The organism is Galactobacter sp., from assembly GCF_022712295.1.
GTDB lineage: Bacteria > Actinomycetota > Actinomycetes > Actinomycetales > Micrococcaceae > Galactobacter.
Genome location: NZ_JALAGT010000147.1, coordinates 1 through 14163 on the forward strand (window position 1 = coordinate 1; position 14163 = coordinate 14163).

Annotated in this window: 14 protein-coding genes; 6 read left to right on the forward strand and 8 right to left on the reverse strand. The window is 65.7% G+C overall.

Annotation, left to right across the window (positions count from 1 at the left end):
• Positions 1 to 73: 73 nt before the first annotated feature.
• From purL to purS, 3 genes are read right to left on the reverse strand one after another with little or no spacing between them, the layout of a single operon-like run.
• Positions 74 to 2395, reverse strand: a complete 2322-nt coding sequence (gene purL / locus Q0A15_RS10775; RefSeq protein WP_291279530.1) for a phosphoribosylformylglycinamidine synthase subunit PurL — start codon at positions 2393 to 2395, stop codon at positions 74 to 76.
• On the reverse strand, positions 2392 to 3150 hold the full coding sequence (gene purQ, locus Q0A15_RS10780; protein WP_291279531.1) for a phosphoribosylformylglycinamidine synthase subunit PurQ: 759 nt from the start codon (positions 3148 to 3150) through the stop codon (positions 2392 to 2394). The genes purL and purQ overlap by 4 nt, the downstream gene beginning before the upstream one ends.
• 2 nt (positions 3151 to 3152) lie before the next feature.
• Positions 3153 to 3407 carry a phosphoribosylformylglycinamidine synthase subunit PurS gene (gene purS / locus Q0A15_RS10785; RefSeq protein ID WP_291279532.1) on the reverse strand — a complete coding sequence of 85 codons (255 nt, stop codon included), beginning with the start codon at positions 3405 to 3407 and terminating at the stop codon, positions 3153 to 3155.
• A gap of 479 nt (positions 3408 to 3886) precedes the next feature.
• On the opposite strand from purS, the gene Q0A15_RS10790 reads away from it, so the two are divergent.
• Entirely contained in the window at positions 3887 to 5290 is a 1404-nt protein-coding gene (locus tag Q0A15_RS10790; RefSeq protein WP_291279533.1) for an MFS transporter, read from the forward strand.
• A 102-nt stretch (positions 5291 to 5392) separates the two neighbouring features.
• Here the strand turns inward: Q0A15_RS10790 and gdhA are convergent, their stop codons facing one another.
• Entirely contained in the window at positions 5393 to 6730 is a 1338-nt protein-coding gene (gene gdhA, locus Q0A15_RS10795; protein WP_291279534.1) for an NADP-specific glutamate dehydrogenase, read from the reverse strand.
• A 155-nt stretch (positions 6731 to 6885) separates the two neighbouring features.
• Between gdhA and Q0A15_RS10800 the strand changes: the two genes are divergently transcribed.
• Together Q0A15_RS10800 and Q0A15_RS10805 are read left to right on the forward strand one after the other, a co-directional pair.
• Positions 6886 to 7104, forward strand: a complete 219-nt coding sequence (locus tag Q0A15_RS10800; RefSeq protein ID WP_291279535.1) for a hypothetical protein — start codon at positions 6886 to 6888, stop codon at positions 7102 to 7104.
• Between the two features lie 42 nt (positions 7105 to 7146).
• Positions 7147 to 7554: a YchJ family metal-binding protein gene (locus Q0A15_RS10805; RefSeq protein ID WP_291279536.1), complete on the forward strand. Its 408-nt coding sequence runs from the start codon at positions 7147 to 7149 to the stop codon at positions 7552 to 7554.
• 128 nt (positions 7555 to 7682) lie between these two features.
• On the opposite strand, the gene Q0A15_RS10810 is transcribed toward Q0A15_RS10805, so the two are convergent.
• Positions 7683 to 8876, reverse strand: coding sequence for a crosslink repair DNA glycosylase YcaQ family protein (locus tag Q0A15_RS10810; protein ID WP_291279537.1), 1194 nt, complete (start codon positions 8874 to 8876; stop codon positions 7683 to 7685).
• 116 nt (positions 8877 to 8992) lie between these two features.
• Positions 8993 to 10564, reverse strand: a complete 1572-nt coding sequence (locus Q0A15_RS10815) for a Na+/H+ antiporter (RefSeq protein WP_291279538.1) — start codon at positions 10562 to 10564, stop codon at positions 8993 to 8995.
• Positions 10565 to 10784: 220 nt separating this feature from the next.
• On the opposite strand from Q0A15_RS10815, the gene Q0A15_RS10820 reads away from it, so the two are divergent.
• A complete protein-coding gene (locus Q0A15_RS10820) occupies positions 10785 to 11429 on the forward strand; it encodes a hypothetical protein (protein WP_291279539.1) in 645 nt (214 codons plus the stop codon).
• Complete coding sequence (locus tag Q0A15_RS10825; protein WP_291279540.1) at positions 11426 to 11986, forward strand: OmpA family protein; 561 nt, start codon at positions 11426 to 11428, stop codon at positions 11984 to 11986. The genes Q0A15_RS10820 and Q0A15_RS10825 overlap by 4 nt, the downstream gene beginning before the upstream one ends.
• Here the strand turns inward: Q0A15_RS10825 and Q0A15_RS10830 are convergent.
• Positions 11955 to 12911 carry a 3-methyladenine DNA glycosylase gene (locus Q0A15_RS10830; protein ID WP_291279541.1) on the reverse strand — a complete coding sequence of 319 codons (957 nt, stop codon included), beginning with the start codon at positions 12909 to 12911 and terminating at the stop codon, positions 11955 to 11957. The two genes, Q0A15_RS10825 and Q0A15_RS10830, sit on opposite strands and share 32 nt — an antisense overlap.
• 94 nt (positions 12912 to 13005) lie before the next feature.
• Between Q0A15_RS10830 and Q0A15_RS10835 the strand changes: the two genes are divergently transcribed.
• Entirely contained in the window at positions 13006 to 13296 is a 291-nt protein-coding gene (locus Q0A15_RS10835) for a hypothetical protein (protein ID WP_291279542.1), read from the forward strand.
• Between the two features lie 86 nt (positions 13297 to 13382).
• Here Q0A15_RS10835 and Q0A15_RS10840 read toward each other — a convergent pair.
• Positions 13383 to 14163, reverse strand: a 781-nt coding sequence (locus Q0A15_RS10840) for an aspartate kinase (protein ID WP_291279543.1), incomplete at its 5' end; no start/stop codon positions are given.

Consider the following 14163-nt stretch of genomic DNA (forward strand, 5'->3'; position numbering starts at 1 on the left):
CCTGTTGCGCGCCGGCGGGGGGCCGGTTCCGCACGGAACCGTACCACCGCCGTCGGGCAGTGAAATCGAAGGATCAGCCGAAGTACTTCGGCAGCGTGGCCGTGTTGGCCTCGCGGAGCTCCTCGACCGGCACGGAGAACAGGCCCTGGATCTCGAGGGCGCCTGCCTCGGCATCCACGATGCCCAGGCGGGACAACGGGTAGCCGCGGACCTCGGCCATGGCCACGAAGCGCTCCTCCTCGGAACGAGGGACTGTCACGATGGCGCGACCCTGCGACTCGGAGAACAGCGCGGTGAAGGCATCCACCCCATCGCGGTCCAGCAGCCGCTCCAGGTTCACGCGGGCGCCGACACCGTGGTGCAGAACCATCTCGGTCAATGCGGCAGCGAGGCCACCCTCGGAGAGGTCGTGCGCGGCGTCGAACATGCCGGCACGGGACCCGGAGATGAGGATCTGGCCAAGCAATTTCTCCTGCTCCAGGTCCACCTTGGGGGGCAGACCGCCCAGGTGGCCACGCAGGTTGGCGAACTCGGAACCGTCCAGCTCGTCCAGCGTGGTGCCGAGCAGGTAGATGGCCTGGCCATCCTGCTTCTCGGTCCAGCCGGACGGGGTGCGGCGGGCCACGTCGTCGAAGCGGCCGAGCACGCCCACCACGGGGGTGGGGTGGATCGGCGTGGTGCCGGTCTGGTTGTACAGGGAAACGTTGCCGCCGGTCACCGGAACCTGCAGTGCGAGGCAGGCATCGGAGAGACCGTCGATGGCCTGCACGAACTGCCACATGACCTCGGGATCCTCAGGGGAACCGAAGTTGAGGCAGTCGGTCACGGCCATGGGAACGGCACCGGTGGTGGTGACGTTGCGGTAGGACTCCGCCAACGCCAGCTGCGCCCCCGCGAAGGGGTCAAGGTAGGCGTAACGACCGTTGGCGTCGGTGGAGAGGCCAACGCCCATGCCGGTGTTCTCGTCCACGCGGATCACGCCGGCGTCATCGGGCATGGCCAGTGCGGTGTTGCCGCCCACGTAGCGGTCGTACTGGGAGGTGATCCAGGACGTGTCAGCGAGATTGGGCTGAGCGATCAGATCAAGCAGAGCCGCGCGGAGTTCGTCGCCGGACTTCGGGAGATCCTGGCCGGCCTGCGAGGCGCGGAAGTGATCCGCCTGCACGGCGTCCTGGAAGGACGGGCGCTCGTAGGGACGGTCGTAGGTGGGGCCGTCGTGGGCCACGGACTTGGGGTCCACGTCCACGATGGTCTCGCCGTCCCAGGTGATGATCAGGCGACCGGTGTCCGTGACCGTTCCGAGCCACGAGTACTCGACTCCCCACTTCTCCATGGTGGCCTCGAAGGCTTCGGCCTTCTCAGGGGTGACCACTGCCATCATGCGTTCCTGCGACTCCGACATCAGGATCTCGCCGGGGGTCAGCGTGGGATCACGCAGCAGCACCGAGGTCAGCTCGACCTCCATGCCGCCCTCACCGTTGGAGGCCAGCTCCGAGGTGGCGCAGGAGATACCCGCGGCGCCTAGATCCTGGATGCCTTCGACGAGCTCGCCCTTGAACAGCTCGAGGCAGCACTCGATCAGCACCTTCTCGGAGAAGGGATCACCCACCTGCACGGCCGGGCGCTTGGAGGGCTTGGAATCGTCGAACGACTCCGACGCCAGCACCGAGGCGCCGCCGATTCCGTCGCCACCCGTGCGGGCGCCGAAGAGCACCACGCGGTTGCCCACGCCGGAGGCGTTGGCCAGACGCAGGTCCTCGTGGCGCAGCACGCCGACGGCCAGGGCGTTGACCAGGGGATTGGCCTGGTACACCGGGTCGAAGACGGTCTCGCCGCCGATGTTCGGCAGGCCGAGGGAGTTGCCGTAGCCGCCGATGCCGGCCACGATGCCGTGCACCAGCCGGGCGGTGTCAGGGTGGTCGATGGCGCCGAAACGCAGCGGATCCATGACCGCTACGGGGCGGGCACCCATCGAGATGATGTCGCGGACGATGCCGCCGATGCCGGTCGCGGCACCCTGGTAGGGCTCAACGAAGGACGGGTGGTTGTGGGACTCGACCTTGAAGGTCACGGCCCAGCCGTCCCCCAGATCGGTGACGCCGGCGTTCTCGCCGATCCCGACCATGAGGTCCTTCTTCATGGTCTCGTCCACTTTGGCACCGAACTTCTTCAGGTGCACCTTGGAGGACTTGTAGGAGCAGTGTTCACTCCACATCACGGAGTACATGGCCAGCTCCGCCGCGGTGGGGCGGCGTCCGAGCAGTTCCACGACGCGGTCGTACTCGTCCTGCTTGAGGCCGAGCTCCGCCCAGGGCTGCTCCTCGCCGGGGGTGGCAGCGGCATGCTCCACCGTGTCGATGTTGAACTTCTTGGGCTCTGCGGTATTGGCGCTCACTTGCCGGCCTCCAGGACGTGCTTGATGAGGGAGGTGAAGAAGAACAGGCCGTCACGGCCGGTGTGCTCGGGGCCGAAGCCCAACTCCACGGCGTGCTCGGGGTGCGGCATGAGGCCCACCACGTTGCCGCGGGCGTTGGTGATGCCCGCGATGTTGTTGCGGGAGCCGTTGGGGTTCAGGCCCTCGTAGCGGAACACCACGCGGCCCTCCGCTTCGAGCTGCTCCAGAGTCGCGGCGTCCGCCACGTACTGGCCATCCTGGTTCTTCAACGGGATGGTGATGACCTGGCCGTCGCTGTACTTGTTGGTGAAGACCGTGGAGGTGTTCTCCACCTTCAGCTGCTGGTCGCGGCAGATGAAGTGCAGGTGGTCGTTCTTGATCATGGAACCGGGCAGCAGGTGCGACTCGGTGAGGATCTGGAAGCCGTTGCAGATGCCGAGCACGGGAAGTGCGGCGTCGGAATTGGCGGCGTCGATGATCTTGTCCATCATCGGGGCGAAGCGGGAGATGGCGCCTGCTCGCAGGTAGTCACCATAGGAGAATCCGCCGGGGATGACCACGGCGTCCACGTCCTGCAGGTCGTCATCCGCGTGCCACAGGGAGACGGGTTCTCCGCCGGCCAGGCGCACGGCGCGGGCCGCGTCGCGGTCGTCGAGCGTGCCGGGGAAGGTCACCACGCCCACGCGTATCCCGGAGTCGGGGTAGTTCTCGATGGAGTTGTCCACGAGGAAGGGAAATTCGGTGGTGCGGGGCATGCTCAGTCCTCGTCCACCACGGTCACGGCGACAACGTCCTCGATGACCGGGTTGGAGAGCATGGTGGCGGCTGCCTCACGGGCCTGCTCCAGGACGGCGTCGGTCACCTCGCCCTCCACGGACAGTTCGAAGCGCTTGCCCTGGCGGACCGCGTGGAACTCGGTGAATCCGAGGCGCGGCAGGGCGGAGGCAATGGCCTTGCCCTGCGGGTCGAGGATCTCTGGCTTGGGCATGACGTCGACGACGATCCGGGGCATGCGTGTCACTTTCGGTTCTGGTGAGGGTGCGTGGGGCGGCCTTGATCCAGTTGACCAGTTGGGAGTGACACGGTGATGATGCCGTCTCACGCCGGGTTCGGCGCTCCGCGAGCTTGCCCCCACAGTCTAGCCGTTGTGGACTGCCGGTGACTCGAGAGGCGACCAGCGTCATATCCATCGCCGCTGCGGTGCCGGGGCAGGGCGATCGACCGCCCTGCTGCAACCTCCTGCAATCCCAGGAGTACGTCCCATCCAACGGAGCCTGAGTCCCCAGTCCAACGGCCTCACAGTGCCCGATCCGCGTTGATGAACGCTGTAATGGTGGTTACAGTTGGGGCCGTCGTTGCCTGCGGAGGCCGGACAGCGGAAGCCGCTGGGTAGAGATGAAACGACCGCTTCGCGTGCGTCCCGGACACGTGAGCTCGAGATTCGGGCGAGGCGGTCCGGAATGAACTTCACATCTAGTTGGAGGGCACGTCATGAAGAAAAGCAGAACAGGGTCCACGCAGGACTCGGAAGAGATCACACGGGTTCCCAAATCCGTACTGCACAAGGCCATCGCGGCCTCCGCGATGGGTAACGCGGTCGAATGGTTCGACTACGGCGTCTACGCCATCGCCTCCACCTACATCGCTCACAACTTCTTCCCGGGGGACGCCGACAAGGCGACACTTGCGGTCATGGCGACGTTCGCCGTTTCCTTCTTGGTGAGGCCGTTGGGCGGAATGGTCCTGGGACCGTTGGGGGACAAGGTGGGGCGCAAGGTCGTCCTGGCCATGACCATCATCCTGATGGCGGGATCCACGTTCTGCATCGGAATCCTGCCGACACATGCGGTGATCGGGTTCTGGGCCCCGACGGTGTTGATCCTGTTGAGGATGATCCAGGGCTTCTCCGCCGGCGGTGAGTACGGCGGTGCGGCGACCTTCATGGCCGAGTATGCACCTTCCAAGAAGCGCGGTTTCTACGGCAGCTTCCTGGAGACCGGGACCATGGGCGGCTTCGCGTTGGGTTCGCTCGTGGTGCTGGTGATGAACCTCGCAGTGGGCTCGGACGCCATGTATGAATGGGGCTGGCGGATCCCGTTCCTCATCGCCGGACCGCTTGGCCTCATCGGCATGTACCTGCGGTCCAAGCTGGAGGACACGCCACTGTACAAGGAGCAGGAGGCAGCGGCCGCTGCCGCGCAGTCGGAGTCCAAACGCAGCGTGTGGCGTGAACTCTTCACCCATTACCGGAAGCAGATGCTGATCATGGCCGGCCTGGTCATCGCCGTGAACGTGGTCAACTACACGCTGCTGACCTACTCGCCCACCTACTTCGAGAAGAGCGTTGGCTTGGACCCCACACTGGTCCAGGTCGTGATGTTCATCGGTCAGTTCGCCCTCATGTGCTGCATCCCGGTCTTCGGTTGGATCTCCGACCACGTTCAACGCAAGAACATGTGGTTGTTCTCGTTGATCTCCCTGATCGTGCTCTCCATCCCGTTGTACCTGCTGATGAGGGTCGGACTGGTCGGAACCATCATCGGGTTCTTCTTGGTTGGCCTGCTCTACTTGCCGCAGCTGGCCACGATCTCTGCGACGTTCCCTGCCTTCTTCCCCACGCATGTGCGGTATGCGGGATTCGCGATCACGTACAACGTGGCGACAGCGCTCTTTGGCGGTACGGCTCCGTACATCAACGATGCGATCATCGACGGGACCGGCTTCACGCTGACGCCCGCCGTGTCCGTCATGGTCGCTTGCGCCATCGGATTGGTGGCTGCACTGTACATGAAGGACACCACGGGAGTTTCGATCAAGACCGACGCCATCGCCGTGGTGCCGGACGGTCAGAGGATTGCGGCTCCGGGCGAGGAGGCGGAAGCCGCCAAGTCCTGATCCGGACGGGTCGAACACACAGCGGCCGGTGCCCGACGGCGTCGGGCCCCGGCCGCGGTGTGCGCAGCTTTCGCTGTGCGTGCTTCAGAGTGAGGCGAATGCTCAGATGATCCCCTGGGCGATCATGGCGTCTGCCACCTTGGTGAAGCCTGCAACGTTGGCGCCGAAGACGTAGTCGTTCGGCTTGCCGTACTTCTCACCGGCCTCGAGGCAGGTCTTGTGGATGCCGATCATGACCTCGGTGAGGCGCTCGACGGTGTAGTCGAACGTCCAGGTGTCACGGGAAGCGTTCTGCTGCATCTCGAGTGCGGAGGTGGCCACACCACCGGCGTTGGCAGCCTTGCCGGGGCCGAAGAGGACCCCCGCGGACTGGAATGCTGCAACGGCCTCGGGGGTGCAGGGCATGTTGGCGCCCTCGGACACGGCCTTGACGCCGTTCTTGACGAGGGTCGCAGCGGCGTCGCCGTCGAGTTCGTTCTGGGTGGCGCACGGCAGCGCGATGTCTGCAGGCAGATCCCAGATGGAACCGGCGGTGACCAGGCGGGCCGAGGGGCGGGCTGTGACGTAATCAGCCACGCGGCCGCGACGCACCTCCTTGATCTCCTTGAGCAGATCCAGGTCAACACCGGCCTCGTCAACCACATAGCCGGAGGAGTCGGAGAAGGCCTGGACCTTGGCGCCCAGTTCCTGGGCCTTCTCGATGGCGTAGATGGCCACGTTGCCCGAGCCGGAAACGGTGACCTTCATGCCCTCGAGGCTGCGTCCCGCGGTCTGGAGCATCTGCTCGGCGAAGATGACGGCACCGTAGCCCGTGGCCTCGGTGCGGGCCAGTGAGCCGCCCCAGGTCAGGCCCTTGCCGGTGAGGACGCCTGCCTCGAAGGAATTCGTGACGCGACGGTACTGGCCGAAGAGGTAGCCGATTTCGCGCCCGCCCACGCCGATGTCACCCGCGGGGACGTCGGTGTACTCGCCGATGTGCTTGGCGAGCTCGGTCATGAAGGCCTGACAGAAGCGCATGACCTCGGCATTGGATTTGCCGTGCGGGTCGAAGTCTGAGCCGCCCTTGCCGCCGCCGATGGGCAGGCCGGTCAGGGAGTTCTTGAAAATCTGCTCGAAGCCCAGGAACTTGATGATGCCGACGTTGACGCTGGGGTGGAAGCGCAGGCCACCCTTGTACGGTCCGAGGGCGGAGTTGTACTGCACGCGGAAACCACGGTTGATGCGCACGTGTCCGGAGTCGTCCACCCACGGCACGCGGAAGATGATCTGGCGCTCCGGCTCGCAGAGGCGCTCGAGGACGCCGGCCTCGACGTACTCGGGGCGGTCGGCGAGCACCGGGCCGAGGGACTCGAAGACCTCGCGGACGGCCTGGTGGAATTCCGGCTCGCCGGCGTTACGGCGTAGGACGTCCGAGTAGACGTGCTCCAGCTGTGGTTCCAAGGGGTCTCCTTCAGGGAGGTGGAAAATGGACGGACCGGACGCGCGCGGTCCGGGCCCCATTGCACGGTGATTGCGTCCATATTCACAGTAGGGGTCAACCATATTGCAAGCATGTTTCGTGACGTCGGTCGCATCACGGGGCCTAGTCTGGAGTCATGGCCAGAGAACATCATGATGAAGAGTCCCGTCACGTCGGCGTGTGGATCGTGGCGACCTTGGGTGCGGCCGCCGGTGCGGCAGGCGGTTGGCTCTGGGCGCGGACGCGTAGGGACAGGCTGGTCGCAGAGGCCGGCACGGTTGCCCACGCTGCGGATGGGGGCACCACGCCCGACGACGTGGGGACGGGTTCCGCTGCCGCGGAACCCGAGGATTGATAGGTCTGCGCGGCGGACCAAATATTAAGCTGGAGGAGGCTCATGCAGACGCGCCCGGATGACGATCAGCGCTGTCCATGTGGAAGTGGCGAGACGTTCGGTGGCTGTTGCGCCCGGTACCTGCTGGGGCTCGGGCAAGGGGAAGCCGCGCCGACCGCCGAGGCCTTGATGCGTTCGCGGTACACGGCCTTTGTCGTGGGGGATGTTCAGCACCTGCTCTACACATGGGACGCCTCCACCCGACCTGGGGAACTCGGGCTGGATGAGGACACCCGGTGGCTGTTCCTGCGCATCGACTCCACGAAGGCCGGCGGTCCCTTCGACGACACGGGCGTCGTGGAGTTCACAGCGGTGTACCGGACGCCCGCAGGACGGGGTGAGCAGCACGAGGTCAGCCGCTTCCGCCGCGAGGCGGGGCGTTGGTACTACGTGGATGGGGTCGTCGGCTGACCCAACGTCGGCTGGATTCCCAACTTCGGTGCAGCTGCGGCTCTTGCGCCGACGTCAGAAATCGAGCCGACGTTGAGTGGCGGGTGTGGGAAGCCGGTGCCGTGTGGGGTCGACGTTGCCGGTGGCGATCAGGCGGCTGCGGGGAAGGTGCGGGGCAGGGGTAAGTTGCCCGCGCCATCGGGCATCACCGTGTCCAAACCCTGCCAGGTGGCGGCCTGCGCCAGCAGACGCTGGGCCACCTCCGGCGTGCGCGTCGGGGCGCCAGGTTCCTGCCACGCGGCGGGGACGCGGAGGACACCCGCCTTGCGGTCCGCCTTCAGGTCGATGCGCCCGGCCAGCCGACCGCCCACCATCAGCGGCAGACAGTAGTAACCGAAGACACGCTTGGGCTTCGGGGTGTAGATCTCGATCCGGTAATGGAAATCGAAGATCCGCTCGGCGCGCGGGCGGAACCAGGTCACGGGATCGAACGGGGTCAGCAGGGCGTCCGGTGCCAAGCGTGACGGGACGCGTGAGTCGCGGTGCATCCACGCCTTCAGCGGTTTTCCACGGGCATCCGACCAGCCCTGAACGCGGGTCGGGATCAGCGTCCCCTCGTCTTCGAGCGCGGAGACGGCGGCGAGAGCGGGGGCGAGCTTGATGCGGTGGTAGTCAGCCAGGTCGGCGAGGGTTCCCACACCGAGACGGGCGGCGGCCTCCTCGACGAGAGCGCGCTGGGCCTGCTCACGGGGAACCGCTCCCAGTGAGTGTTCGGGAAGCACGTCTTCCGCCAGGCCGTAGACACGTTGGAACCCACGCCGCGTGGCCACGGCGACCTCTCCGGTGGCGAAGAGCATTTCCACCGCACGCTTGGTGTCGGACCAGTCCCACCAGGTGCCGCGGGTCCGCCCGGTCTCCTCCTCGAGTTGGCCGGAGGTCATGGGCCCCTCGTCGCGGAGCCGCTGAAGTACCCTCGCGGCAGGAGCGGCGAGCGTGTCCGCCCGTGACGTCGAGGCGTATCTCTCCCGCATGCCCTGCATCCGCCAGGCGAACAGCGGGCGCTGGCTCACCGGGATCAGCGCGGCCTCGTGTGCCCAGTACTCGGTGAATTCTCCGGAGTCCCAGAGATGGGCGTCGAGTCGGTCGGGGTCGTAGTCGCCGATCCGGGAGAACAGGGGCATGTAGTGGCTGCGGGCAAAGACGTTGACTGAGTCCAGCTGCAGGACGTGGAGCCGATCCAAGGCGGCGGCGAAGGGCCTGCGTTTCGGGACCTTGGAGGAGCCGGAGAAGCCCTGAGCGGCCAGGGCGGCGCGGCGGGCCTGATCGGCGGAAAGCTGTTCCATGGTGGGGACCATCCTACGAGCGGCTCTGCTCAACTACGGCAATTTGCCCTATCTACGGTGCTCACTGAGTACTGGGCACCGTAGATGTGGTGTTTGACCGTGGCTGTGGTCAGCGGCTACTTGTCCAGGGTCACCGTGCGCAGATCCAGGCGTCGGAGCACACGGTCCACGGCCTCCGGGTCCATGTCGCGGGCCTTGCGAGCCTTCAACACCTCACGTCTGGCGGCCTGCAGAGCCTGGCGCTGCACAGCGTCCATGACACCCAGCACGTTCTTCAGCTGCAGCATCTTCTCCGGATCGTCCTGGTAGTCGCTCTCCAGCAGGGAGTGCAGCGAGGACATGCGGCGTTCCAGTGCCTGACGACGTTTCTCTGGCAGCTTCTGGGCCGTCGCGGAGGTGCGAATGGTCTCAACGGCGACCATCTCGGCCTTGCGTGCCAGCAGACGTTCCATGCGCGCCTCGGCGGCGTCATGCACGGGGAGCTTGAGGGCCCGCATGAGGCTTGGCAGCGTGAGGCCGGGGATCACCAGCGTGACCAGTAGAACGGCCGAGGCGCAAGTGACGATGAAGTTGCGGCCTGGGAATTCGCTGCCGTCGGCCAGGTGGGTGGGCAGCGCCAAGGCAAGGGCCAGGGTGGCCAGTCCACGCATGCCGCACCAGGTCAGCACCAGGACGTCCTTCATGGAACCTGGGGTGCGGGTTTTGGACTCGGTTCCGCCCACCTTGTAGATCATCAGGAACCACAGCCAGCGGACCGCGAGCACAACTCCACATACGGCCAGCGCGCCGGGGATGAAACTGATGACGTTGGAGCCCTCGTCCTCCAGCACGTACCGCATCTCCATGCCGACCAAGCCGAAGGCTGCTCCGGTGATGAGCAGTTCGATGACGGACCAGAAGCTGGTGCGGGTCAGGCGTTCCTGAGAATCCTGCGGGCGTGCACGGCGACCCATCTCGAGTGCGGTCACCACCACGGCGACCACACCGGAGGCGTGGACCTCCTCCGCCAGGATGTAGACGGCATACGGGGCCACGATGGTGACTGCGGAGCGAGCCACCATGTTCGGGACGAATCGGTTGAGCCAACCGACCAGCCAGGCCACTACGAATCCGACCACCACTGCCATGCCGGCGGAGAGTAGGAACCGCGGGATCAGGCCCCAACCGATGCTGCCGCCCTCCACCGTGGCATCCACCGCCAGAGTGAAGAGCACGATGGCGATGGCGTCGTTGAACAGGCCCTCGGTCTGGAGCAGGGTCAGTAGGCGACGGGGCATGCTGACCTTGCCTGCCACGGCCTCCACAGCGACCGGATCCGGGGGAGCGGAGAGGGCACCCAGCGCCAGCGCGCCGGTGAAGGTCAGGGTCGGGACAAGCCAATTCGCGATCCCTGCCACCGCGAAGGCGGTCACCGCGACCAGGAGCACGGCCAAGAGGATCAGGGACTTCCATCGCACTCGGAACACCGACCAGGAAGAACGCTGAGCGGCAGCGAAGAGCAGTGGAGGCAGGAAGAGCGGCAGGATGAGGTCAGGCTCCACATGGAGTTCCGGCAGTCCGGGGATCAACGCGACGGCCGCTGAGAACAGCAGCATCAACACCGGATACGGCAGGCGGAGGCGTTCGCCGACTCCGACCATGAGCACAGTGCCGAAGAGCAGCGCGATCAGCATGACCATGAATTCCATCGAGCTGTCTCTCTCCCTCCGCGACCTACCGATGGACATTCTTTCATGAGTGCTTTCGCTGACGGCCAAGGGGGCAACACCTGTTCGCGCTCGGCATGACATCCGGTGTCGGTTTCGCGTTGCGCAGGTCTGTTCGGAACGCGGAATTCGAGAAATTCCTCTTGTGCCACCAGAAACCTAATGCTGTAATCAATCGTCTGCTAGTGAAAGGTCTTCCACAGTGAAGAAACGCATCGCTGCTGTTGCCCCTGCTGCCGGGTGCCTTCTGGCCCTCTCCGTCGCGCTCTCCGGCTGCTCGGGGGATTCGTCCGAGCCCGAGGCCGCACAGTCTTCCTCCCCCGTAGCCGAGGCTTCCGCCGCCACCGCGGTCGCCGAGGAAGCTTCGCCGTCCGTTGCCTCGAGCGCGTCGGATTCGGGACCCTCCAGTGATCCTGCCGAGTCGACAGAACCGACGGACCAAGCCGCAGACGCCATCGTGGCGAGCAAGAGCCTGGACATCAAGGGGGCTCCCGACGGTGTGAAAGTGGACCTGATCCAACCGGTGGTGAACGGAAAGACCATGACCGTGAACTTCCGACTGTCCGTTGCGGCGAATGCGGAAATCTCGTTCAATACGACGAACTTGAACAAGGGCCAGTCCAACGGGGACGCAGGGTTGAATGCCTGGTTGATCGCGGATGGTCAGCGATACCTGCCGGGCAGGAACCAGTCCGGTGATTGCGCCTGCACCACGGGATTGCGGGGGATGAACATCCAGGAGGGGGAGAGCACCACCTTGAGTGCCACGTTCGCTGCACCCAAGTCGGAGAAGTTCACCGTTCACCTGGAGACCGTGGGGGACTTCGAGAACGTGAGCGCTCAATGATTGCTTCGAGGGGTCATGCCTGTGGCCGACGCGTGGTGCTCGCGTCGCTCTCCCTCGTGGCGGCGGGTGCCGCCACGGCCTTGCTCGGGGCGCCCGCGACTGCGGACACGGTGGATCCGGACAGTCCCGGCGTGGAATACCGGTTCGAGGATCTGAACCTTCCCGTGGAGACGCTGCATTTCCCCAGCGGTACCGTTTCAGGCGGCGTGGTTGAGGACGGAAAGAAGTTCACCTTGGCGGGGAATGTGCTCTTCGAGAAGGACTCGGCCAAGCTGACGCCCAAGGCCAAAGCCGAATTGGCGAACCTGACGAAGCGGATCAAGAAACAGCAGCCTGAGTCTCTGAAAGTGGAGGGCTACACGGACAACGTGCGGGGCAAGGTGGACAACACCAAGCTGTCCAAGGACCGGGCCAAGGTCATCGCAAAACAGCTGAAGAGGTCCTTCCCCAAGGCCAAGATCAGCTCCGCCGGGTACGGGGACCAGAACCCGGTGGGTGACAACGGCACCGAGGAGGGGAAGCAGCTCAATCGGCGGGTTGAGGTGACGGCGAACTGAGCAGCTTCGCCTGATGCAGCTGCTGCAGCAGGCGCGACCGCAGTAGCGCGGCCTCGTCCGCGAAGGCGCGCTGGGCCGCTACGTACTCTGCCTTGCCGTCCGGCTCCTCGATACGGATGGGCTCGTAACCCCACTCGGTCAGGTCGTAGGGGGAGGCCTGCATGTCCATGGTTCTCACCCGCCAGGACAGTTCGAAGCAGTCCATCACCAGGTCGGAACTCACCGCGGGCAGCAGCTTGTAGGCCCACTTGTACAGGTCCATGTTGGCGTGTAGGCAGCCGGGCTGTTCCAGATCCCGCTGGGTTTCCCTGGTGGGCTGGAGTTGGTTGAGCGGAGCTGCCTCCGGCGCGTAGAAGCGGAAAGCGTCGAAGTGAGAGCACTTGATGTTGTGGGACTCCACGACTTCGTCGGTTCCCGTGCCGCCCAGCCGGAGCGGCAGGTAGTCGTGGCGGACCCCGTGCACATCGGAGCGGTAGGCCATGGCCCACTCGTGCAGCCCGAAGCACGCGAACTGCGCCGGGCGTGAAGACGTGCCCTGCAGGATGGCCCCCGCGAAGGAGATCATCGACGCACGATCGGCGGCGAAGGCCGCCGTGTCCACGGCGACGCCGGGCACACCGTCCCCGTCCGCGTCGTCGAGCACTGTGTAGTGCTTCCAAGCGCCGCGTTCTTCGACTGCGGCTTCGCCGAGGAGCACAACGCCGGCGCCCGGATGCCAGCGTTCCAATTGGCCGGGTGTCAGGGAGTAGTAGGAGAAGAGGAAGTCCTCCACGGGGTGCTTCTGCCCCCGTGAGCGCCGCTCCCGCAGGGGCACGGTGTAGACCTGAGCTCGCTCCAGGTGCGTCCGCTCGGCACTGCGCCATGCGCTCTCCGACAGCACGGGGGCCTGGCCGGGCGCGCTGGTGGAGGGACGAGAGGAGGGCATGTCCCCATGCTCCCACCGTTGTCCAAGACGCGCGACGGCGTGCGCCACATCCGAGGATCCCGATCGCAAGGTGCTCGGATGGAAGGATGAGGGCATGGACGTCGTGATTTCTTTGGTGGGACTGCTGCTGATCGCCATGGTCGTGGTCGTGGTCCTGCTGCCACGTGTCACCACGGCGGGGTGGGCGCACGGCTCCATGCTGCGCATCCTGGTGCTGTTCGGATGGGTCGTGGCCGTGTTTGCTGCCGTTCTGGTGACCTGGCGGACCGACTGGGGCTTCTGGCCCGGCATCGGCATCGCCGTCGCCGTGTGGGCGTTGGCCGTGGCCTCACGCCTGCTGACCGTGTTCAGGAAGGCCAACGAGGCGGGCCCGCGCCGTCGCTGATCCGCGACGAGCGGCGGGCGCCGCCTCGTACTTGCCAAGGCCCCACGTCGATGCGTCGGTTCTTCTTGTCAGCGACCGGCACCGTGTCAGCGGCCGGTGCCTCCGTAGACCGTGGCGGTCTCGGTGCCGTCCAGCCCGAAGGCCTGGTGCACGGCCTTCACGGCCGCGGCCAGGCGATCGGCGTGAGTGACGATGGAGATGCGGATCTCCGAGGTGGAGATCATGTCCACGTTGATGCCGGCCTGGTGCAGGGCGTTGAAGAACGTTCCTGACACGCCTGCGGAGGAACGCATGCCGGCGCCCACCAAGGAGAGCTTGCCGATCTGCTCGTCGTACTCCACGTCTTCGAAGCCGATCTCCTCCTGGTGCTCGCGCAGGGCGGCAATGGCGGCCTTGCCCTCCACGATCGGGACGGTGAAGGAGATGTCCGTGCGACCGCTGCCGGCGGTGGACACGTTCTGCACGATCATGTCGATGTTGGCGTTGGCGCCGGCGATGACGCCGAAGATCTCAGCGGCCTTACCCGGGATGTCGGGGACCCCGACCACGGTGACCTTGGCCTCGGAGAGGTCGTGGGCCACTCCTGCGACGATGGGCTGTTCCAAGGGTTCACCCTCCTGGAGGTGGATCTTGTCTTCGGGGCTGGGAATGATCCAAGTCCCCTCGTGATGGCTGAAGGAGCTGCGTACATGCAGCGGGACTCCGAAGCGGCGGGCGTATTCCACACAGCGCAAGTGGAGGATCTTGGCGCCGTTGGCGGCCAGTTCCAGCATCTCCTCAGAGGAGACACGCTCCAGCTTGTGTGCGGAGGGCACCAGCCGTGGGTCGGCCGAGTAGACGCCGTCCACGTCGGTGTAGATCTCGCAG

Coding starts and splice junctions, on each gene's coding strand:
- Q0A15_RS10830 (WP_291279541.1), bottom strand. CDS start 12,911: ATGCCCTCCTCTCGTCCCTCCACCAGCGCGCCCGGCCAGGCCCCCGTG.
- purS (WP_291279532.1), bottom strand. CDS start 3,407: ATGCCCCGGATCGTCGTCGACGTCATGCCCAAGCCAGAGATCCTCGAC.
- Q0A15_RS10810 (WP_291279537.1), bottom strand. CDS start 8,876: ATGGAACAGCTTTCCGCCGATCAGGCCCGCCGCGCCGCCCTGGCCGCT.
- Q0A15_RS10825 (WP_291279540.1), top strand. CDS start 11,426: ATGATTGCTTCGAGGGGTCATGCCTGTGGCCGACGCGTGGTGCTCGCG.
- purQ (WP_291279531.1), bottom strand. CDS start 3,150: ATGCCCCGCACCACCGAATTTCCCTTCCTCGTGGACAACTCCATCGAG.
- Q0A15_RS10815 (WP_291279538.1), bottom strand. CDS start 10,564: ATGGAATTCATGGTCATGCTGATCGCGCTGCTCTTCGGCACTGTGCTC.
- Q0A15_RS10805 (WP_291279536.1), top strand. CDS start 7,147: ATGCAGACGCGCCCGGATGACGATCAGCGCTGTCCATGTGGAAGTGGC.
- Q0A15_RS10800 (WP_291279535.1), top strand. CDS start 6,886: ATGGCCAGAGAACATCATGATGAAGAGTCCCGTCACGTCGGCGTGTGG.
- Q0A15_RS10835 (WP_291279542.1), top strand. CDS start 13,006: ATGGACGTCGTGATTTCTTTGGTGGGACTGCTGCTGATCGCCATGGTC.
- Q0A15_RS10790 (WP_291279533.1), top strand. CDS start 3,887: ATGAAGAAAAGCAGAACAGGGTCCACGCAGGACTCGGAAGAGATCACA.